This window comes from Marinovum sp. 2_MG-2023, assembly GCF_030548265.1.
Classification (GTDB): Bacteria; Pseudomonadota; Alphaproteobacteria; order Rhodobacterales; family Rhodobacteraceae; genus Marinovum.
Map to the genome: position 1 here is coordinate 1 of NZ_JAUOSD010000014.1, position 20,694 is coordinate 20,694.

Sequence of the window (20,694 nt, forward strand, 5' to 3'; positions counted from 1 at the left end):
GCGGGATGGAGCAGCCCGGTAGCTCGTCAGGCTCATAACCTGAAGGTCGTAGGTTCAAATCCTACTCCCGCAACCAAAGTCAAAAACTTCTCGCAAACTCGCAAGCCCGCCCAAAAGGCGGGCTTTGTTACGTTCAGCACTGAAAACCCCGACAAAAACTCGCAACGCTAAGTTCCCAAAGTGCGCGTCGAGGTTCCATAAGCCCCCTGCAAAACAAGCCCTCTCGAAAGAGATGCACCCAAAATCAAAAAGCTACCGAGATTAATCTCGGTAGCCGTTGCCGTTGTGCCCAAAGTGTCGAAACGAGGGATTGATGCTGACAGCGCCTCTCATAACCCGTTTTATGGGTTGTTGTTTCCGCGTGCCGACAGCCAGGGCAGGACGCCGGAAAAATCGACGCCTTGGCCCCCTTCGGCAATGAACTTGGTATACAACTCATGTGCCAGTCGCCCCATCGGGGTATCTGCATCACAGGCACCTGCGGCGTCTTGGGACAATCCAAGATCCTTAAGCATGAGTTCCGCTGCAAACCCCGGTTTGTAATCGTTGTCAGCCGGGCTGACGGGGCCAACGCCTGGGGCGGGGCAATAGGCGTTCATCGTCCAGCTGTAGCCGGACGAGGTGGAGACCACATCAAACATGGCTTGGCGATCCAGGCCCAGCTTGTCGGCCATTGCGAAGGCTTCGCAGGTGCCCAACATGGTGACTCCAAGGATCATGTTGTTGCAAATCTTGGCGGCCTGTCCCGCACCGGCGGACCCGCAATGCACGGCCTTTTGCCCCATGATGTCGAAAAGCCCCTTGGTCTTTTCCAATGCTTCTGCATCGCCGCCAATCATGAAGGTCAATGTGCCCTCAGCCGCGCCCTTGATGCCGCCGGACACCGGGGCGTCCAACATGCCAAGACCGGCCGCATTGGCCTGTTCTGCCACCGCCCGCGCGCTGTCGACATCCACGGTCGAACAATCAATAAACACAGCGCCTTGCGGCAGGGCGGGGATCACCTCTGCGGCAACGGCCCGAAGGATCGCGCCATTGGGCAACATGGTGATGGCGACATCGGCCCCGGCGCAGGCCTCTGCCGCGCTGGCCGCCATCGTCAGGCCATCCGGGGTGGCGACAGGGTCGACGCCGACAACCTCATGGCCCCCCGCAACCAGGTTTGTGGCCATCGGGCCGCCCATATTTCCTAGTCCGATAAATGCGATTTTCATGGGGTGTCTCCTGTTGGGGTCCAGTCGAAGGGGCCGAGATCGGCGAGCATTTCCGCAATTTCATGCTCAGCAACATCGAGGTTCTCATGCCGCCATTTCGGGGTGAAATCCCGGTCGATGATTTGGGCGCGAATGCCTTCGATCAAGTCGCCTTGCTCTTGCGAACGATAGGCAAATCGAAACTCGCGCGCCAGTGCCTCGGACAGGGTTCCGCCGCGCGCGGCTCGAATGGCCCGCAACGCACAGGCTAGGGCCAGTGGCGCGCCTTTGGTGAAATTCTTTCTGGCGGCTTGGGAAAATTCCGCATCCTCTGCCGCCAGAGCTTGGTCGATACCGGACAGTGTTTCTGCGGAAAACAGTCGGTCAATATCGGATTGTCGCGCGGCCAATATGCCGCCGGTGGGCGGTTGTGAAGCGGCCGCAATCGCCGCAACATCGCCGTCTTGCAGAAGCGTTGATTTCAGGTCGTCCCAGGTGTCTTCGGGCACATAATGGTCGGCGAACCCGGCATAGATTGCATCCGCGGCCCCCATCCGTGCGCCGGTCAGGCCAAGATAAGCACCGGTTTCACCGGGCGCACGCCCAAGCAGATAGCTCCCCCCCACATCGGGGATCAGACCAATGCCGCATTCAGGCATCGCGATCTTGCTGCTATCGCCGACGATCCGGTGCGATGCATGCCCCCCAAGGCCAACGCCGCCGCCCATGGTGAACCCCTGCATGAAGGCGACCACAGGCTTTGCATAACGCGCGATCTTGAGGTTCAGCCGGTATTCCTGGCGCCAGAACGCGCGGCTGAGGTCAAAATTTCCGGCGCGCCCGTCTGCGTAAAGCTTCGCAATGTCGCCCCCGGCGCAGAAGGCTTTGGTGCCTTTGGCGTCCAGGATCACCAGATCGACGGCGTCATCGTCACGCCAGTCATCCAAGGCGATTTCGATTGTGATCGACATGCCAGCGGTCAATGCGTTCAACGCATCGGGACGGTCCAGGGTAATGTGACCGGCACGACCGGATTTTCGGATAACGACATCTTCCGACATTGGTTTATCCCGTGGCCTCGGATCTGATGTTGCGTGCAATCACAAGGCGCTGGATTTCGCTTGTGCCTTCGTAAATCTGGCAAATACGCGCGTCGCGATAGATGCGTTCCACGGGATGGTCGGTCAGGAAACCATAGCCACCCAGGATCTGGATCGCTTGAGAGCAGACTTGTTCAGCCATCTCCGATGTGAACAATTTCGCCATCGAGGCTTCGCGCAAACATGGTGCGCCCGCGTCCTTGAGCGCCGCGGCGTGCAAAACCATCTGGCGGCCGACCTCGATCCGGGTGTCCATGTCGGCCAGTTGAAACGAAATGCCCTGTTGGTCGAAAATCGGCTTGCCGAATGCCTGTCGATCCACCGCGTAGTCACGGGCATATTCAAAGGCGCTGCGGGCCATGCCAACGGCCTGTGCGGCAATGCCGATGCGGCCGCTTTCCAGATTGGCGAGGGCGATTTTGTATCCCTGACCCTCTTCGCCCAACAGATTTTCCGCCGGGATGCGCATGTTTTCGAACGCGATCTGGCAGGTGTCAGAGGAATGGATGCCCAGCTTTTTCTCAACGCGCACAACCTCATACCCGGGGGTGTCGGTTTCGACGATAAAGGCGCTGATCCCGCGTTTGCCGGCGGATTTGTCGGTGATCGCAAAGACGATCAACATCTGGCCGTTCTTGCCGGACGTGATGAATTGTTTCGCGCCATTGATCACATAATGATCGCCGTCACGCACCGCCGTGGTCCGCAGGTTGGACGCGTCAGACCCGGCCTGGGGTTCGGTCAGGGCAAAGCCGCCGATCCATTCGCCCGATGCCAGTTTCGGCAAGTATTTCTGTTTCTGCGCCTCGGTCCCGTAATCGCGGATCGGGCCGCAGCCGACCGAACTGTGCACCGACATGATTGTTGAACAGGCGCCGTCGCCCGCTGCGATTTCTTCGATCACGGCGGCATAGCTGACGAAATCCGCGCCAAAGCCGCCGTATTCTTCGGGAACTTGCATGCTCAAAAAGCCCAGCTCGCCCATCGCGGCCAGCTCTGCTTTGGGAAAACGGGCCTCGCGGTCACGCTCTTCTGCGCCGGGCCAAAGTTCAGCCTTGGCAAACTGGCGTGCCATGTCGCGAATTGCGGTTTGGGTTTCGTCCAAAATCATGTCTGGTCCTTTGCAAAATGGGGCCGCTTGCCCTAGGTATCACTTGTATATCGCCCCAGCATTGCCGCAAGGTGCGCAAAATATGACACCAAAAGACAGCCCCCTGCGACGACGCCCCGTCGCACCGACCTTCGTCAAGGAGGCGCTTGAATGTGCCATGGCGGGCGGGGTGGATTCCAAACGCATTTTACAGGCGGCAGAGGTGTCGCCCGATCAATTGGATCATCTGGACACCCAGGAATTTGGCCGTGTCTGGTTGCAGATGTCCTATGCGATGCAGGATGAATTTTTTGGCCTTGGCGCGCGGCCGATGCGCCCAGGCAGTACGTCATTGCTGGGGCATGCGATCCGGGGGGCGGCGACGCTTGATGTCGCCATGAAGCGAAGTTTGCGGTTCCTGCGGGTCGTGCTGGACGATCCATATGGCACCGTCACAATCGAAGGCCGCCATTGCATCGTCACCTTGCATGAGGATGTGCCGTCTTCGAATGCCTTCAAATATCGCGCCTTTTTCCTTATTTTGCATGGCTTTAACTGCTGGGCCGCGCGGGAACGGATTCCGATCAAGGCGGTTGAATTTCCCTGCAACGAACCGCTGGCGCAGAATGACTATGGCGATTTTTTCGGCGTGCCGGTCAGCTTCAATGCCCCCGTCGCGCGGCTGATGTTCGACAAGAAATATCTGTCGCGCAAAACCGACCGCGCGGAAAAAGACCTCAAGGCGTTTCTGCGAAACCTGCCCGAAGCCTTCCTGCGCGGGTACAGAGAGACCGATGGTTTGAAACACGAGATCATCCAGAAATGCCTGAGCGGTCCCGCACAGGACTGGCCGGGCGCAGATGAGGTGGCAGCCATGCTGGGGATGTCGCGATCCTCTTTGCACCGCATGTTGAAAGCGGCAGGGCATTCGTTGTCCCAATTGAAGGACGAACAGCGCCGTAACCGGGCGACGGCATTGTTGTCACGCACCGACAAATCAATTTCGCAGATATCCGAGGCCGTGGGCTACGCCGAAGAAGCCGCATTCTACCGCGCCTTCCACCGCTGGTATGGAACAACCCCCAATCGTATGCGGGATATCGCCTAGCAACTGTATTTCTCAGACCGTCTGAGAAATGCAGTTGCTAGATAGGAGGTGGTTTTAGGCCCTTCATTTCGGAACAAAAGTTGTTATTGGTCTTCCAATATGGACCTCAACAATGGAACGGAGGCTTTCAAGCCCTCCGACTGCATCTTCGATTGCTTTTCGAAGTTTTTGATCATGTCCGGGAAGAAATTTTCCACCTTTGGTTCTTTCACCGCATCCGCAAATGCATTCATTTTCAAGCACGGCACTCTCCGACAATAACTTGGCACCCTTTATGGGGCCTTGAAGGGCCGAGTTCAATGACGGGATTAGAAGAGCCCGATATCAAAATAACTAGCTAGGATTCTATGATGCAACGCTGCGACGTCAGACTTTGCAAAGCCCGCTTCCTGCGCGTTGCTGATCATGATGCATGGTACAGTATGAAAGCCCGTATATCTCACCCGTGAATGGCCGCTTCCTCAAAACAGAAGCCCCACCAGTATGTCTCTGGTGATGGCCGCCATTTGATCATGTGCCGTTGACCTGTGTGGCACAAAGGAAGCCGGGGGCTACACCCATGTTTCCGGGGTGGGGCGCGTCCGGTAGGCTGTTGTGAATATATATTCGATGTTATGGCAGAGCGGACGAAGGTCGCAGTTTCCGATTGGTGATCGCTCTTGCCGTCATGTGGGGCGCGTGCGACCGGACGCTGCGGAGGGGGTGGCAAAGGTCGGGGTTCCGGGCAAGGGAGGGCGGAAATCATGGCGCAGTCACTCAACCGTCGCATGTTTGTTGGCACGGCGCTTGCGGCTATGGTGGCGGATCGGGCGGGGGCGCAGCCCGTCTTTCGTCTTGGGCTGACGCCGGTTTTCCTCGACAATGATGCGGGTGTCATCGACGGTCTGCGCCATGCCCTGTCACGCGGAATGGGGCGGGACATCGAACTTGTGCAGCGGCGCACCTATCAGGAAGTCACCGGTCTTCTGCTGGAGCGCAGCCTCGATGCGGCCTGGTTGTGCGGGTATCCCTATCTGCAACACGCTGATTTGCTGGATCTTGTGGCTGTCCCGGTCTGGCGCGGCGGCCCTCGCTATCAGTCCTATCTGATTGTCGGGGCGGATGACCCTGCCGGTGATCTTGCGGACCTGCGCGGCGCCATACATGCCTTTTCCGACCCGGATTCGAATTCCGGCTATCTTGTCACCGCAACCAATTTGCGGCGCATGGGCGCGCAGGTCGAGAGCTTTTTCAGCCGTGCGATCTTTACCTATGGCCATCGCAATGTGGTGCGCGCGGTGGCAGATGGGTTGGTGCGCTCGGGCAGCGTCGATGGCTATGTCTGGGAGGCCCTCGCCGTGATCGAGCCGGACCTCACCGCGCGCACACGCGTGATCGCCCGGTCGGAATGGCTGGGCTTTCCCCCGGTTTGCGCGCGGCGTGACAGCCTGGCGTCAGAACCGGTGCGCGCCTTGCAAACCGCGTTGTTGAGCCTTGCCGAAACGGCGGAGGGCCGGCAGGCGCTGATGTCGCTGCAACTTGACGGGTTCCAGCGGGCGACCCCGGCCCTGTTTGATGGGATTGCCGATCGCATGCGTGATCTGGACCCCTGAGGCATGACTTGGTTTGCTCCCATTCCTCTGTCGATCAGGCTGCCCCTTCTTGCGGCGGTGATGATGGTGCTTGTTGGCACGGTGGCCTCGCAACAGGTTCTGCGGTCGCTGGCACAGGTGCAGGACGCCCGTATTCAGGAACTGGCCCGGATGCATGTCGAAGGTTTGTCGGTGGCATTGGGGCCGCTGGTGCTGCGGCATGACAACTGGGAGGTATATGACACGCTTGACCGGGCGGCCCAAGGCGGTGAGGGGCGCCGGATGGTTCTGACCGCCGTGGCGGACGTGCGTGGAAGGGTGCTGGCCGCAACCGACCCCCGGCGTGTCCCGATCGACAGCGATATCGCAGCGCTTGCCGGGGATGCGGTGGCGCTGGATGATCTGACGGTGGATGGGGCCGCACCTGTGCTCAGCCTGCTTGCGCCGCTCAGCTACCAGGGTCGTGCCGTCGGGCAGATCGCGACCGAGTTTGACGTGTCCGACCTTTTGATCGAGCGTAGGCAGGCGCTGTTGTATCTGATCATTGGCAATGCCATGGCCATTGGTCTTTTGGCGGTGGTCGGCTTTTTGGCGATGCGCAAGATGCTGCACCCTGTCACCTCGCTGGCCCGCCAGATGACCGAAACACGAGGCAAGCCGCGGTCGATCCCGGACTCTGATATCCCGCGCGGCGATGGTGAATTGGCCCAACTGGCGCGCACCTATAACGCGATGGTCGACGCCGTGGCAGCCAAGGCCGAAGCCGAGCGGCGGCTGGCGGAACGGGAACGGTTCGTGGCGCTTGGGCGGCTGTCTTCGTCGCTGGCGCATGAGATCAACAATCCGCTGGGCGGGCTGTTGAATGCGACGGACACGATCCGCAGCTATCCCGACCGCCCCGAGGTCGTGCGCCAATCCGCCGATCTGCTTGACCGGGGATTGCGCCATCTGCGTGACGTGACACGCGCAACGCTGGACCAGAACCGCGTCGATCCAGAGACCCGCGTGCTGGGCCCCGATGATTTCGAGGACATCAAGCTTCTGATCCAACCCGAAGTGTCGCGGCTCGCGCAGGATCTGGCGTGGTCGGTCGATCCCGCAGCGGTCAGCGCAAGCGGCGGTCCTGCCGGACCGGTGCGGCAGATCGTGCTCAACCTGCTGCTGAACGCCTGTGCCGCGGCGGGCAAAGAGGGGCGGGTCGGTCTGATCGTCCGATCAGGCGCGGGCGGTCTTACCCTTCAGATCGCCAACACCGGCCCGGCCATGCCGGGGGCCGCATTGGACCGATTGCTCGGCGACGGCCCGCTGTCGCTCGGTGGCGGTGTTGGGTTGCGGCTGGTCCGCGACCTTGCAAGGAAGATGGCTGGCACCGTCGCACATGCGCGCGAAAACGATGTGACGCGCATCACGGTCACTGTGCCAACGCCCGGGGAGGCCCGCGATGCTCAGGAATAGATACATCGTTCTGGTCGAGGATGACCCGATCATGGGCGCATCACTGTTGCAGCGGCTGGAACTGGAGGGTGCAGAGGTTCACTGGCTCAAACACATGGCGCGTGCGCTTGGGGCGATCCGAACCCCCAAGAAACCAATCGACGCGGTGATCTGTGATGTCGGCCTGCCGGACGGGTCCGGGGAAGAGCTGTTTTCGACGCTTCTGCGCACCGGGACACCGCCGCCATTTCTGTTCATCACCGGTCAGGGCGGCATCGGCCAGGCCGTGCGGCTGATCAAATCGGGCGCTGCGGATTATGTGACCAAGCCGTTTGAAATGCCTGTCTTCCTTGAACGTCTCAGCCTGCTTGTCGGACAGCAGAAGAAGTCGGTTCAAGACAATGACTTTCCGCCCTTGATGGGGGTTTCGGCCGCCGCGCGCCGAATTGAGGCGCTGATCGGCAACGCGGCAACGTCAAGTCACCCCGTGCTGATCCTTGGTGGACCGGGCACCGGAAAGGATCTTGTGGCGCGGCGCATCCACGATCTGTCGGACCGTTCTGCCGCGTCTTTCATCATGGTCAATCTGGCGCGTGATGCCGAGGCCGAGGCGGCCTTGTTCCGCCCCGGTGGTGGGTTTGATGTCTTGGGGGAGGGAACCCTGTTCATCAGCGCGGTCAGCAAGATGAGCGCAAGGGGCCAGGCGCAGCTGCTCGACCGGATTGATGCGGGTTTTGACGGGCGGCTTGTGGCGGCATGTGGCGATGAAACTGCGGCCATGATCGCGCAGGGCGCCTTCAGCTCGGAATTGTTTTACAGGCTGGCACGAACCGAGATTCCGGTTGCCCCGCTGCACAGCCGGCCCGAGGATGCGGTCTGGCTGTTGCAGCAATTGTTCGGCAAACTGGCACCGCGCCACGCCCCGGGCCTGACCGGGATCAGCGCGCTGTGCGAAGAGGCTGTGCGCAGCCACGACTGGCCCGGCGGTGGCCGTGACCTGCGGGCAAGATTGCTGCGCGGGCTGGCCATGGCGAACGGACCTTTGCTGCAACCCACAGATCTGTTCCCCGAACGGCTGGCCCAACCGGATGAGATGATGTCCCTCGCCGAGGCCCGGGATGCCGCCGAAAAGGCACAGATCATTGCCGCCCTCGATCGGACCGACGGCCAGATTGGCGCGGCGGCCAAACTGTTGCGCATTGCCCGAACCACGCTTTGGGAAAAAATGCAGAAACTCGGCCTGTCCGGTTCCTGATTGCGGCATTGCCCGTGTTCGGATTTCCGAACATGAAGTTTTCTCTATGAAAATCAATCTCTAGCTGCGTTGCAGCATGTGCTCTTGTGGCGTCGCGCGCCCCGGGGGCGGGGGGTAGGCTGGTGGCAATCATCCATCACTTGATGAGCCAGGGAGGGCACCAGCCAATGAAGTGTAACCGATTGGTCGACGCGGGACGTCGACAGTTTCTGAGGGGCGGCATGATGGCGACGGCGGGCGCTGTTGCGACAACGGTCATGACGCCGGAACAGGCCAAGGCGCGGGCGCTGGCACGTGTTGAAATGCCAACCAACCGTCTTGCCAATATCGTGGATCTGGTGGTGAACGAACCTTTGGACATCACCTATCCCGACGAGGAAAGCCTGGGTGTGCTGCTCAAATTGGGCGAAGCGGTCGAAGGCGGCGTTGGCCCGGATGGCGACATCGTGGCCTTTTCGGTGCTGTGTCCGCACAAGGGCTGGATGATGACCTATTCGCCCGAGGACAAGAGCCTCAACTGCCCCGGCCACCATTCCCGCTTTGACTGTGAAAACGGCGGCCAGCAGATTTGGGGCCATGCCACCAACAACCTGCCACAGTTCCTGCTGAGCGTGGATGACAAAGGTGACATTTACGCAAACGGGGTGGACGAGCTGATCTATGGCCGTTTGTCGAACGTGCTGTAAGGGAGAGGGACACATGGCTTACAAAAGACAGATCGACCGTCTGCCGATCATTCCCGCAGACGCCAAGGAACACAATGTGACCTGCCATTACTGCATCGTCGGTTGTGGCTACAAGGCCTACACCTGGCCGCTGCACAAGCAGGGCGGCACCAACCCGGACGAGAACAAGTTTGGCGTCGACCTGAGCGAACAGCAATATCAGGACACCGAGGCCTGGTATGCGCCGTCGATGTACAATGTCGTCAGGCAGGACGGCAAAGACGTGCATCTGGTGGTCAAACCGGATGTGGATTGCGTCGTGAACTCTGGCCTCGGCTCGATCCGTGGCGCGCGCATGGCCGAAAACCGCCCCTCAAAGGTGACCGGGACACAACAACAACGTCTGTCCGATCCGCTGGTGTGGCGAAACGGCGTCTGGCAGCCCACCTCGTGGGAGGATGCAATGGACCTCGTCACCCGGGTGACGGCGCGCGTGGTGACCGAAGGGTCCGAAGACGATCTTGTGGTTTCGATGTTCGACCATGGTGGGTCGGCCGGCGGATACGAAAATACATGGGGCACCGGCAAGCTCTACTTCGAAAGCATGAAGATCAAGAATTGCCGCATCCACAACCGCCCGGCCTATAATTCCGAGGTTCATTCGACACGCGACATGGGCATTGGCGAGCTGAACTATGCCTACGAAGATTACACACTGACAGACACGATCTTCATGGTTGGCGCAAACTCGATGGAGACCCAGACCAACCTCTATCTGAACCACATGGTGCCGGGTCTGCAAAACGGGGCCCGGATGGTCGTGGTCGATCCGCGGCGCACGCTGACGGTGCATTCCTCTGAACAATATGCCGGGCCAGACAACATTCTGCATCTGGCGATCAAGGAAGGCACGGATATGGCGTTGTTCAACGCCATTCTGACGCAGATCGTCGATCAGGGCTGGATGGATTCCGACTTTATCGCGAAATCGACCTTTCAGGGCGGCGAAGCCGTGGCCGAGGATAGCGCGCATCCTGCGGGTCTTGGTAGCCTCGATTATGCCATGCAAACCTGTCGAACCTCTCTTGACGAGGCGGCAGAGATCTGTGGCGTGCCAGCGGCCGATATCCAGAAGGCCGCCGAATGGATTGCGATGCCGCATGACGATGGCAGCCGCCGCAAATGCGTGACCTGTTATGAAAAGGGCATCATCTGGGGCAATGACAATTACCGCACCATAGGCGCGCTGGTGAATATCGCCATGGCAACAGGCAATGTTGGCCGCGAAGGTGGCGGTGTGTGCCGTCTGGGTGGCCACCAGGAGGGGTATTACCGTCCGTCTGATGCGCATGTCGGTCGTCCGGCCGAATATATTGACCAGTTCCTGATCCGGGGGCTGGGCGGTGTGCATCACATCTGGGCCTGCGACCATTACAAGACCACCCTGAATGCTGCGGAATTCAAGCGCGTTCACAAACGCCGGTCAGATATGGTCAAGGATGCGATCGACGCAGCCGCCGGGGGCACCCGCGACCAGTTGGTCGACGCAATCGTGGCTGCGATCAATGCTGGCGGCCTGTTCGTGGTGGATGTGGATATCATCCACAGCCAGATCGGCCAGAACGCGCATGTGATCCTGCCTGCCTGTGAATCGAACGAGATGAACCTCACCTCGATGAACGGCGAGCGGCGCTTGCGTCTGTCTGAAAAATACATGGACCCCTATGGGAATTCAAAGCCCGACTGCCTGATTGCGGCGGAAATGGCCCGGAGCATGGAGCATGTGCTGCGCGAGATGGGCCACGATGCCTATGCCGATCAGTTCAAAGGCTATGACTGGCAGACCGAAGAAGACGCTTTCATGGATGGTTTCAACGTCGGCAATCCAGAGGTGACCTATGACCGCCTGCGGGCCATGGGCAACGACGGGGTGCAAGAGCCGGTTGTCGGTTACGAGAATGGTGCGCTGGTCGGCACCAAGCGGCTCTATGCCGATGGCACGTTCGACCGGCATGGCCGCGACGACAAAAAGGCGTTGTTCTGTGCGGCGGGGTGGCGCGGCTGGCAGGCTGCGGGCAAGGCCCGTGAACAAGCCACCCACAGGTTCTGGATCAACAACGTCCGGGCCAATATCTTCTGGCAGAACCAGTTTCTCGATCAGAAGAACGAGTTCGTGCAGGATCGTTTCCCCTATCCATTTGTTGAAATGAACCCGGATGACATGGTGGACATGGATCTGAAGCCGGGCGATCTGATCGAGATCATCAACGACAACGGCGTGACCCAGGGCATGGCCTATCCAACACCGTCGTCCAAGCGCGACCAAGTTGCCATGGTCTTTGGCTCACCTGCGGGCAGCCAGGGCAATGTGGTCAATCCGGGGGTGAACGAACTGGTCCTGCCGGATTACAAACATTGCTGGGGTGATATCCGCAAGGTGTCAAACGCCACACGGGAAACCGCCGGCATCACCTTCAAGTCGAAGGAAGTCATGCTGTAAGGCATATGAAGTGATGGCCCGCCGCCGCGTTTTGCCGGGGGCGGGTTTTCTATTTGGCTGAAAACCCCGGCCCGGTGCGGCGATCAAAACGGGCGACCCAAAGTGCCGGTTGCTGCAGTGCGCACCAATGTTGCAAACCTATGTCGTGCTGTGATTTCCGAACACCCCGGTTCCCGCCAGGGCGTCGCGCTCTGCGGGTAATCAAAACCAGAAAACGGCAACCGCCAAAAGGAACATGACCGTCATGATCGGGGCCCAAAGCCTACGTTCTTGTTTCGAGGGTGTGATCCAATTCAGCACCATGCTCAACGCGTTCACGGCCAGAGCAATCCAAAGTGTCCAGGACGGCCAGTCCGGCCAACGACCGTCCGCAGATAGCACGGCGAGCGCCATGCCAAGCAGGATGAAAATGGACGCTGCCGCCACCAACCGCCCGGATATTGGCAGGGGTCCATCGTTTTGGCCGCCCTGTGTGATCCTGCCCCACGGAGCACCGAAGATCAAAGCGATCTGGAAACAAATCACCCCCAGGATCATCGCGCAATATGCAAATGACAAGCTCATGTGGCGCTCCGCAATTGGTGCAATTCTACGCATCGCAATATGGACCTGAGAGACGTTTAGCAAGCTTTCGCAATGCGTGCGCTGCGCGTTCATGTCGCCTCGGGGCAGGGGCTTCGTCATGGGCTTCAGGTCGAATCATTGATTGGCTGATCCCGATCAAGACCAAGACCTCTGGCACAGATCACGAGGGCCACTTTTGGCGAGGGCGAACGGGATGAACTGCCCGATCTCCAACCCATGGCTGTTGTTTCGGGCAAGGGTGGATAGCTGTTTTGTCATTAAATTACCTGTGGTTAGGGGCGGTGATATTGGCCGTCCAGTGCTGTTGCATCAAGCGGGCGCAGACCGCTGCACGGGCCGACAGACCAGAACCGGTTGACTGGCGGTAATCGCGAAGTTATACGTATTAGCAGTTATACGCATAACCGGAGCTATTGAATGTCGGGACGACGCCTCACACAGAAGGAAATCGCCAAGCGCGCCGGCGTCAGCCAGGCCTCGGTTTCGATCGTGCTGAACGGGGCGGAGCGGGACAGGAAACGCATTCCGGACGAGACCCGCAAACGTATCCAGAAGGTCATTGACGAGACCGGATATGTGGCCGACCCGATCGCCCGCCGCATGGCAAAGGGGCGCAACAACATCCTCGGCGTCTTCACCTATGAACCGGCCTTTCCCCGGGCGCAGGCAGACTTTTTTGCGCCGTTTCTCTTCGGGATAGAGGCGGCGGCGCAGGAACAGGGCTATGACCTGTTGTTGATGACCTCGGCGGAACGTGACGCGAGCGGCGCAAAGCGGATCTTTGGTGAACCGAACCGGATGCGGATTGCCGATGGCTGCCTTCTGCTGGGTCGCAAGTTCGACAGCCGCGATCTCGAACAATTGGTGAAGGGCGATTTTGACTATATGGCCATCGGTCGCCGCGACGATGCCGGCGGTCCGGTCGATTATGTCGGTGCCGATTACGCCGATGCGACCCGTGCGCTGACAGAGCGTGCGCGCGGGCTGGGCCATACGCATTTTGCCTATGTCGGCCAGGACGGCGGCGCGGAATCGATCGCCGACCGTTGGACCGGGTTCAATGCCGGTCTGGCAGAGGGCGGCGCGTTGAACCTGCATATCTCAGAGGTTGGCCTGTCGGCAAAGCAGCTTCTTGCAGAGGTGCGGGCCTCGGGGGCCAGCGTCGTCTTTTTCATCGAATTGGCCGACGCCATCCCATTCAAGCGCGCCGCGACCGCAGCCGGGCTGAGCGTGCCCGGCGACCTCTCAATCGTTGTTCTGGGCAGCCACGTGCGGCCCGACGATACCGGCACCCGCTTTGCCACCTATGCCATCCCGCGCGAGGAAATGGCGCAGCGCGCCGCGACGGCGCTGATCGCCCGGCTCGAAGGGCGCGATTACGACAGGCAGTCGCTTTTGCGCTGCGACCTGATTGAGGGTGAGACCCTCGGACCCATCAAAGAAAAGAGTGTGACGTGAAAGAATTGAAGACCGATATCGCGATCATCGGCGCTGGCGTCGGTGGTGTTGCCGCCGCGCTGGGCGCCCTGAGATCTGGCCGCAGCGTCGTGATGACCGAACCCTACGAATGGATTGGTGGCCAGCTGACCAGCCAGGCCGTGCCCTCTGACGAGCATTCCTGGATCGAGCAGTTTGGCGGTTCCCGGACCTACCGCGAGCTGCGCACCGCGATCCGGCAGTTCTATCGCGATTATTATCCCTTGACCGAAGGCGCCCGCAATTGGGGTGATCTGAACCCCGGCGCCGGCTGGGTCAGCCGGATGTGTGTCGAACCGCGCGTGCCCGTCGCGATCATGGAAGCCTGGTTGATGCCCTACATCGGCTCCGGCCGGCTGACGTTGTTGAAACCCTATGAACCCGTCGCCGCCGAGATGGAGGGCGACCGGGTGCGCGCCGTGACCGTGCAACATGTGCACTCTGGCGATCAGGTCCAGATCGAAGCCGCCTATGTGATCGACGCCACCGAGCTGGGCGATCTGTTGCCGTTGACCGGCACCGATTATGTCACCGGCTTCGAAAGCCAGGCCGAAACCGGCGAGCCGAGCGCACCATCCGAGGCGCAGCCCGACAATCAACAGGCGGTGTCGATCTGTTTCGCGGTCGATCATGTCGACGGCAACCACGTGATCGACAAGCCGGCGAACTATGATTACTGGCGCAAGGTACAGCCGGATTTCTGGGGCGGGCCGCTGATTGGTTTCAAATCGCCCAATCCCCGCACGCTGGAAACTGCGACCCGCAGCTTCACACCCAATCCCGGCGACAATCCGCTGTTGGTTGATGCCGATCAGCGCCGCAATCCCGGCGACGGCAACCTCTGGACCTTCCGCCGCATCGCCGCGCGCGACAATTTCGTCAAGGGTGCCTATGCCTCGGACGTCTGCCTCGTGAACTGGCCGATGATCGACTATTTCGAAGAGCCGATCATTGATTGCACCAAAGCAGAATACGACACCCGCATCGCCCGCGCGGCAGAGCTGTCTTATTCCGTCTTCTACTGGCTCCAGACCGAGGCCCCGCGCGAAGATGGCGGCCAGGGTTTCCCCGGCCTGCGTCTGCGCGGTGACGTCACCGGCACCGATCACGGGCTGGCCATGGCCCCCTATATCCGCGAGGCGCGGCGCATCCGGGCGGTCACCACCATTGTGGAACAGGATCTGTCTTACGAGGTGCGCGGCGAGGCGGGTGCCGTGAACTATCGCGACAGCGTTGGCACCGGCATGTACCGGATCGACCTGCACCCTTCGACCGGGGGCGACAATTACGTCGACGTGCCGTCCTGTCCGTTTGAAATTCCGCTGGGCGCGATGCTGCCGAAGGAACGTTCGAACCTGCTTCCCGCGGGCAAGAACATCGGCACCACCCATATCACCAACGGCTGCTATCGCCTGCATCCGGTGGAATGGAACATCGGCGAGGTTGCGGGCCTTCTGGCGGCGCATTGCCTCAACGAAGGCACCGACCCGCATGCCGTACAGGGTGACGACCCGAAACTGGCGGCTTTCCAGGAGCTTCTGCGCCAGCAAGGCGTCGAAACCCGCTGGCCCGATGTGCGCGGCTACTAAACAAAAAGACCAATATTCCAGGGAGGAAACCACATGAACCGACTGACACCCCTTGCCGTTTTGGCAATGACCACCGCGCTGGCGGGCGCGGCCAGCGCGCAGGACCTGCGCATGACAATCTGGAGCGCGAACGAGGCGCATCTCGCGGTTTTCAACGAGATCGCCGACAGTTTTACCGCCGATCGCCCGGACGTGAGCGTGACCTTTGAGTCGCTGCCCTTTGCCAGCTACACCACCACGCTCACCACCCAGATCGCTGGCGGCAACCCGCCCGATCTGGCCTGGATTCTCGAACGTACGGCGGCGGATTTCGTTAACTCCGGCATCCTTGCGCCGTTGAACGAAACCTTCACCAATACCGAAGGTTTCGACTATGGCGACATGATCGAAAAGCCGACAGAGCTTTGGCGGCGCGATGGAGAGCTTTATGCGGTGCCGTTCTCGACCTCGCCGCTGGCGATCTTTGCCAATACCGATCTGATCGAAGCCGCCGGCGCCCGCACCCCGGCGGACCTGATCGCGGCCGGTGAATGGACCTGGGACAACGCCATGGCCACGGCGGCCAAGGTGGCCGAGGGCGACAAGGACGGCATCATCGTGCGCGACTTCAACTACCAGACCTGGCAGAACCTTGCCGCGATCTGGCGCGGTTGGGATGCGTCGCCCTGGAGCGCCGATGGCGATACCTGCGGCTTTGCCGACCCGGAAATGGTTGCGGCCATGACCTTTATCCACGGGGCAATCTTCGAAGACGGTGCCATTCCCGGTCCGGGCGAAAGCGTTGATTTCTTTGCCGGTGACGCCGCCATGAGCATCACCCAGATCTCGCGCGCCTCGCTCTTGCCCAAGGGTGACGATGCTTTCGCCTGGGATCTGGTGCCGCTGCCCGCTGGCCCCGCCGGTGAATATTCGGTGATCGGTCAGGCCGCCATCGGCGTGTTTGAGGACAGCGAGAACGCCGATCTCGCGGTCGACTTTCTTGCGCATATGACCAACCCGGAAAACTCGGCCAAACTGGCACAATTCTTTCCGCCGATCCGCCAGAGCCTGCTTAATGCTGACACGCTGGGGGCCACAAACCCGCTGCTGACGCCCGCGATGATCGAAAACGTCGTGGTCCAGGGTATCGCCCGTGGCGGTGTGCTACCGGTGCATGAAGGCTATTCGGAAATCCAGCAATTGGTGCGCGCCGAGCTTGATGCGCTCTGGCAGCCGGATGCAGATGTCGAAGCGGTGCTGGGGGCGGTTTGCCGCTCTATCCAGCCGCTGCTGTAAGGGAGCAAAGGCAAGCTGATGACTGTCGTGGCCACCCATTCCGATCCACCCCGTCGCAAGCGCGTCTTCTGGACGATGGACCGCCGCGACAGTCTTGTCGGTTATCTTTTCATCGCGCCGCAGGTGCTGGGCATCTGTATCTTCGTGCTCCTGCCGCTGGCGCTGGTGTTCTGGTATTCGTTGCATGAATGGAACGTGCTGGCGCGCACCTTCCGCTTTACCGGCACCGAGAATTACCAGCGTCTGCTCTCTGATCCCGGCCTGCTCAAGGTGCTGGGGGCGACAGGCATCTTCTCGGTCTTCCTCGTCGTGTTCAACATGTCGCTGGCGCTTCTGCTGGCGGTGCTGCTGAACCAGAAACTGCGCGGCATCACCATCTTCCGCACGCTGTTCTTTTCGCCTGTCGTGGTGTCGCTGGTCGCCTGGACCATCGTCTGGAGCTTTCTGTTGCAAAACAACGGCGGGCTGAATGGCATTCTTCAGGTCGTGGGGATCGAGGGGCCGAACTGGCTGCGTAATCCGACCACGGCAATGATCTCGGTCGTGGTGGTGCAGGTGTTCAAAAACGTCGGGCTGAACATGATCCTGTTTCTTGCCGCCCTTCAGGGCGTGCCAAAAGAGCTTTACGAGGCCGCCCGCGTTGACGGTATCCCCGCCGTTGCCCAGTTCCGCCGCATCACCCTGCCGATGATCAGCCCGACGGTGCTTCTGACCTCGATCATCACCATCGTTGGCTCGCTTCAGGTCTTTGCCCAGATCGCCGTGCTGACCAAGGGCGGGCCCGGCATGTCGACCACGGTGCTGGTCTACTATCTCTATCAACAGGCCTTCGAATTCCACAAATTCGGCTATGGCGCGACCCTGTCGATCTTGCTGTTCCTGATCGTCGCGGTGCTGACCTTCGTGCAATGGCAAATGCGCAAGAGGATTGTCTTCTATGAAAAGTGATCTCTCGCCCCGGATGAAGGTGGCGGTTTACGGGCTGATGCTGGTGCTGCTGATCCCCTTTGTCTTTCCGACCTGGTGGATGGTGACCTCTTCGGTCAAGCCGATTTCGGACATCTTTGCCTTCCCGCCTGAAATCATCCCCAGCCGCTTTGATTTCTCGACCTATCGTCAGGCATTCGAGTTGCAGCCCTTTGCCCAGCAATACTGGAACTCGGCCTATATCGCGGCCATCGTCACCTGCGGCACGCTGCTGTTTTCGGCGATGGCGGGCTATGCCTTTGCCCGGATTGATTTCCCCTTTGCCAATGCGCTTTTCATGGTGCTGCTGGTGGGGCTTTTGATCCCGTCCGAAGTGACCATCGTGCCGCTGTTCCAGATCTTCCTTGGCTGGGACATGATTAACACCCATTGGCCGCTGATCCTTGTGCCGGTCTTTGGCGCGCCGTCGGTCTTTGCCACCTTCGTGATGCGGCAATTCTTTATCGCCCTGCCGAAAGAGCTGGAAGAAGCGGCGCGCGTTGACGGGCTGGGACGGTTCAAGATCTTCTGGACCATCGCCCTGCCGCTGGCGAAACCCGCCCTTGGTGCGGTAGCAATCTTTACCTTCCTGCATTCCTGGAACCTCTATCTCGAACCCATTGTGTTCCTCTCCTCCCCCGAGAAATTCACCCTGCCGCAGGCACTGACCCAGTTCACCGACGCCTATGGTGGCGCGATGTGGAACATCCAGCTTGCCGCCGCGACGATGACCGCGATCCCTGTGCTCATCGTTTTTGTCATAGCCCAGCGCCAGTTCGTCGAAGGGCTGGCCCATACCGGATTGAAAGGCTGATCATGGCCCCCGTGACCTTTTCCAATGTGCAGAAATCCTATGGTGTTCATCCCGTGATCCACGGTGTCGACATCGACATTGCCGATGGTGAATTCGTCGTGCTGGTCGGCCCTTCGGGCTGTGGCAAATCCACGCTCCTGCGGATGCTGGCGGGGCTGGAAACGATCAGCGACGGCGACATCGTCATCGACGACACCGTGGTCAACGATCTGGAGCCAAAGCAACGCGACATCGCAATGGTGTTCCAGAATTATGCGCTTTATCCGCATATGACGGTTGCCGACAACATGGGCTTTTCGCTGCATCATCGCGGGGCATCCAAGACCGAGATCAAGGAGCGGGTCGATTGGGCCGCCGGCATTCTCGGGCTTGATACCTATCTCGAACGTCGCCCCGGTCAGCTCTCTGGCGGGCAGCGTCAGCGGGTGGCCATGGGCCGCGCCATCGTGCGCGACCCCAAGGTGTTCCTGTTTGACGAACCGCTGTCGAACCTCGACGCCAAGCTGCGCGTTGTCATGCGCGGCGAGATCAAGGCACTGCATCAGAAGCTGAAAACCACGACGATCTATGTCACCCACGACCAGGTCGAGGCGATGACCATGGCCGACAAGATCGTGGTGCTGAATGGCGGCCGGATCGAACAGATCGGCAGCCCGCTTGATCTTTACGACAATCCGGTCAACCAATTCGTCGCCGCCTTCATCGGCTCGCCCTCGATGAATTTCATCGAAGGTCACGTAGAGGGCGCGAATTTCGTGACCGGTGATGCCCGGTTGCCCGCGCCCACGGCGCTGCCCAATGGCAAACCGGTGGTCTACGGCGTGCGGCCCGAACATTTCCGGCTGGACCCCGAGGGCGGCATCAAAGCCGAGGTTGTGGTGGTAGAGCCGATGGGCTCTGAAACCCAGGTGACGATGCAGATCGCCGGTCAAAACGTCTTTGGCATCTTTCGCGAACGGGTCTCGGCCCAACCGGGCGAGGTGCTGACCCTTGGCGTGGATCAGGCCCATACCCATCTCTTCGATGCGGGTTCCGGCCTGCGGCTGTCGGCGGCCTGAGCCCGCGTCATGCGCAAACCGCCGCTGCTTTTCGCGATGAATCCTGGCCTGACCGAACGGGTGTTGCGCGCCGATGCGTTGGCCCGGTTGGGCGCGGCTTGTGAGGTTCTGGATACCACCCGCCATACCGGCTGGGACAGCGCCGCCGCGTTGCTGCCACGGGTTGAGGTGCTGGTGACCGGCTGGGGCTGTGCGCCGCTTGACGCCGGGGTGCTGGACCGCGCGCCAAACCTGCGCCTGATCGCGCATACCGCCGGGTCGGTCAAACGGTTGCTTGTGGATTCCGGGGTCTTTGAGCGTGGCATTGCCGTGACCACCGCCGCCGATGCCAATGCGGTGCCGGTGGCGGAATACACCCTTGCCGCGATCCTTATGGCCAACAAACAGGTGTTTCGCCTGCGCGAGCTTTATCGGATGGGGCGGTCGCGCGAGTTGACCGATCCGCTTGCCGCCGGGCCGATCGGCAACCTTGGCAAACGGGTTGGTATTGTTGGCGCCTCGCGGATCGGGCGGCTGGTCGTCGACAGGCTCCGGGGTTTTGACCTCGACGTGCTGATCCACGATCCCTTTCTGCCCACCGACGATCCGATCCGCGCCACCGCCCGGCAGGTTGATCTGGCCGAGGTCATGACCGCCGACGTGGTGTCACTGCATGCGCCGTTGCTGCCCGCCACCCGCGGCATGATTGGCGCACGGGAAATGGCACTGATGTGCGATGGTGCCACACTGATCAATACCGCGCGCGGGGCTATTGTCGACCAAGCGGCGCTGATCGCCGAGCTGACCTCAGGCCGGTTGAACGCCGTGCTGGACGTGACCTTTCCCGAGGTGCCGGAACCCGCCTCGCCGCTTTATGACCTGCCGAACGTCTTTCTCACCCCGCATGCGGCCGGCGCGCTGGGGACCGAACAGGCGCGGCTTGGGGATCTGGTGGCGGCGGAGGTGGCCCGCTTCTGCGCCGGTCAACCGCTGCGCCATGCGCTGACCGCCGAAACCTACGCCCGCACCGCCTGAT

Annotated in this window: 17 protein-coding genes; 13 read left to right on the forward strand and 4 right to left on the reverse strand. The window is 60.6% G+C overall.

Annotated features, from left to right (window positions below; genetic code table 11):
* Positions 1-341: 341 nt before the first annotated feature.
* From mmsB to Q4577_RS15420, 3 genes are read right to left on the reverse strand one after another with little or no spacing between them, the layout of a single operon-like run.
* Entirely contained in the window at positions 342-1,214 is an 873-nt protein-coding gene (gene mmsB, locus Q4577_RS15410) for a 3-hydroxyisobutyrate dehydrogenase (RefSeq protein WP_303470566.1), read from the reverse strand.
* Complete coding sequence (locus Q4577_RS15415; RefSeq protein ID WP_303470569.1) at positions 1,211-2,254, reverse strand: enoyl-CoA hydratase/isomerase family protein; 1,044 nt, start codon at positions 2,252-2,254, stop codon at positions 1,211-1,213. The genes mmsB and Q4577_RS15415 overlap by 4 nt, the downstream gene beginning before the upstream one ends.
* A 4-nt stretch (positions 2,255-2,258) precedes the next feature.
* Complete coding sequence (locus Q4577_RS15420; protein WP_303470572.1) at positions 2,259-3,404, reverse strand: acyl-CoA dehydrogenase family protein; 1,146 nt, start codon at positions 3,402-3,404, stop codon at positions 2,259-2,261.
* A gap of 82 nt (positions 3,405-3,486) precedes the next feature.
* On the opposite strand from Q4577_RS15420, the gene Q4577_RS15425 reads away from it, so the two are divergent.
* The 6 genes from Q4577_RS15425 to Q4577_RS15450 all read left to right on the forward strand — a co-directional run bounded on the left by Q4577_RS15425 (position 3,487) and on the right by Q4577_RS15450 (position 11,916).
* Entirely contained in the window at positions 3,487-4,491 is a 1,005-nt protein-coding gene (locus Q4577_RS15425) for an AraC family transcriptional regulator (RefSeq protein ID WP_303470575.1), read from the forward strand.
* A gap of 743 nt (positions 4,492-5,234) precedes the next feature.
* On the forward strand, positions 5,235-6,083 hold the full coding sequence (locus tag Q4577_RS15430; protein ID WP_303470580.1) for a PhnD/SsuA/transferrin family substrate-binding protein: 849 nt from the start codon (positions 5,235-5,237) through the stop codon (positions 6,081-6,083).
* Between the two features lie 3 nt (positions 6,084-6,086).
* A complete protein-coding gene (locus Q4577_RS15435; protein WP_303470582.1) occupies positions 6,087-7,517 on the forward strand; it encodes a sensor histidine kinase in 1,431 nt (476 codons plus the stop codon).
* A complete protein-coding gene (locus tag Q4577_RS15440; protein WP_303470584.1) occupies positions 7,504-8,751 on the forward strand; it encodes a sigma-54 dependent transcriptional regulator in 1,248 nt (415 codons plus the stop codon). The genes Q4577_RS15435 and Q4577_RS15440 overlap by 14 nt, the downstream gene beginning before the upstream one ends.
* A gap of 167 nt (positions 8,752-8,918) precedes the next feature.
* The gene (locus Q4577_RS15445; protein ID WP_303470587.1) at positions 8,919-9,437 is read left to right on the forward strand and encodes an arsenate reductase (azurin) small subunit; all 519 of its coding nucleotides are present in this window, start codon (positions 8,919-8,921) and stop codon (positions 9,435-9,437) included.
* A gap of 13 nt (positions 9,438-9,450) precedes the next feature.
* Positions 9,451-11,916 carry an arsenate reductase (azurin) large subunit gene (locus Q4577_RS15450; RefSeq protein WP_303470589.1) on the forward strand — a complete coding sequence of 822 codons (2,466 nt, stop codon included), beginning with the start codon at positions 9,451-9,453 and terminating at the stop codon, positions 11,914-11,916.
* A 201-nt stretch (positions 11,917-12,117) separates the two neighbouring features.
* On the opposite strand, the gene Q4577_RS15455 is transcribed toward Q4577_RS15450, so the two are convergent.
* Positions 12,118-12,480 (reverse strand): hypothetical protein, encoded by a 363-nt coding sequence (locus Q4577_RS15455; protein WP_303470591.1) that lies wholly within the window; start codon positions 12,478-12,480, stop codon positions 12,118-12,120.
* Between the two features lie 438 nt (positions 12,481-12,918).
* On the opposite strand from Q4577_RS15455, the gene Q4577_RS15460 reads away from it, so the two are divergent.
* Genes Q4577_RS15460 through Q4577_RS15490 form a run of 7 tightly spaced genes read left to right on the forward strand, consistent with a single transcriptional unit; the run spans position 12,919 to position 20,693 of the window.
* Positions 12,919-13,959, forward strand: a complete 1,041-nt coding sequence (locus tag Q4577_RS15460; RefSeq protein ID WP_303470593.1) for a LacI family DNA-binding transcriptional regulator — start codon at positions 12,919-12,921, stop codon at positions 13,957-13,959.
* On the forward strand, positions 13,956-15,566 hold the full coding sequence (locus Q4577_RS15465; RefSeq protein WP_303470596.1) for an FAD-dependent oxidoreductase: 1,611 nt from the start codon (positions 13,956-13,958) through the stop codon (positions 15,564-15,566). The genes Q4577_RS15460 and Q4577_RS15465 overlap by 4 nt, the downstream gene beginning before the upstream one ends.
* Positions 15,567-15,599: 33 nt before the next feature.
* A complete protein-coding gene (locus tag Q4577_RS15470) occupies positions 15,600-16,841 on the forward strand; it encodes a sugar ABC transporter substrate-binding protein (protein WP_303470599.1) in 1,242 nt (413 codons plus the stop codon).
* An 18-nt stretch (positions 16,842-16,859) separates the two neighbouring features.
* On the forward strand, positions 16,860-17,789 hold the full coding sequence (locus Q4577_RS15475) for a carbohydrate ABC transporter permease (protein WP_244684796.1): 930 nt from the start codon (positions 16,860-16,862) through the stop codon (positions 17,787-17,789).
* On the forward strand, positions 17,779-18,621 hold the full coding sequence (locus Q4577_RS15480) for a carbohydrate ABC transporter permease (RefSeq protein ID WP_244684798.1): 843 nt from the start codon (positions 17,779-17,781) through the stop codon (positions 18,619-18,621). Before Q4577_RS15475 ends, Q4577_RS15480 begins: the two co-directional genes overlap by 11 nt.
* 2 nt (positions 18,622-18,623) lie before the next feature.
* Positions 18,624-19,679, forward strand: coding sequence for an ABC transporter ATP-binding protein (locus Q4577_RS15485; RefSeq protein ID WP_303470606.1), 1,056 nt, complete (start codon positions 18,624-18,626; stop codon positions 19,677-19,679).
* Between the two features lie 9 nt (positions 19,680-19,688).
* Positions 19,689-20,693, forward strand: a complete 1,005-nt coding sequence (locus Q4577_RS15490) for a hydroxyacid dehydrogenase (protein ID WP_303470609.1) — start codon at positions 19,689-19,691, stop codon at positions 20,691-20,693.
* The last annotated feature ends 1 nt before the right edge of the window (position 20,694 follow it).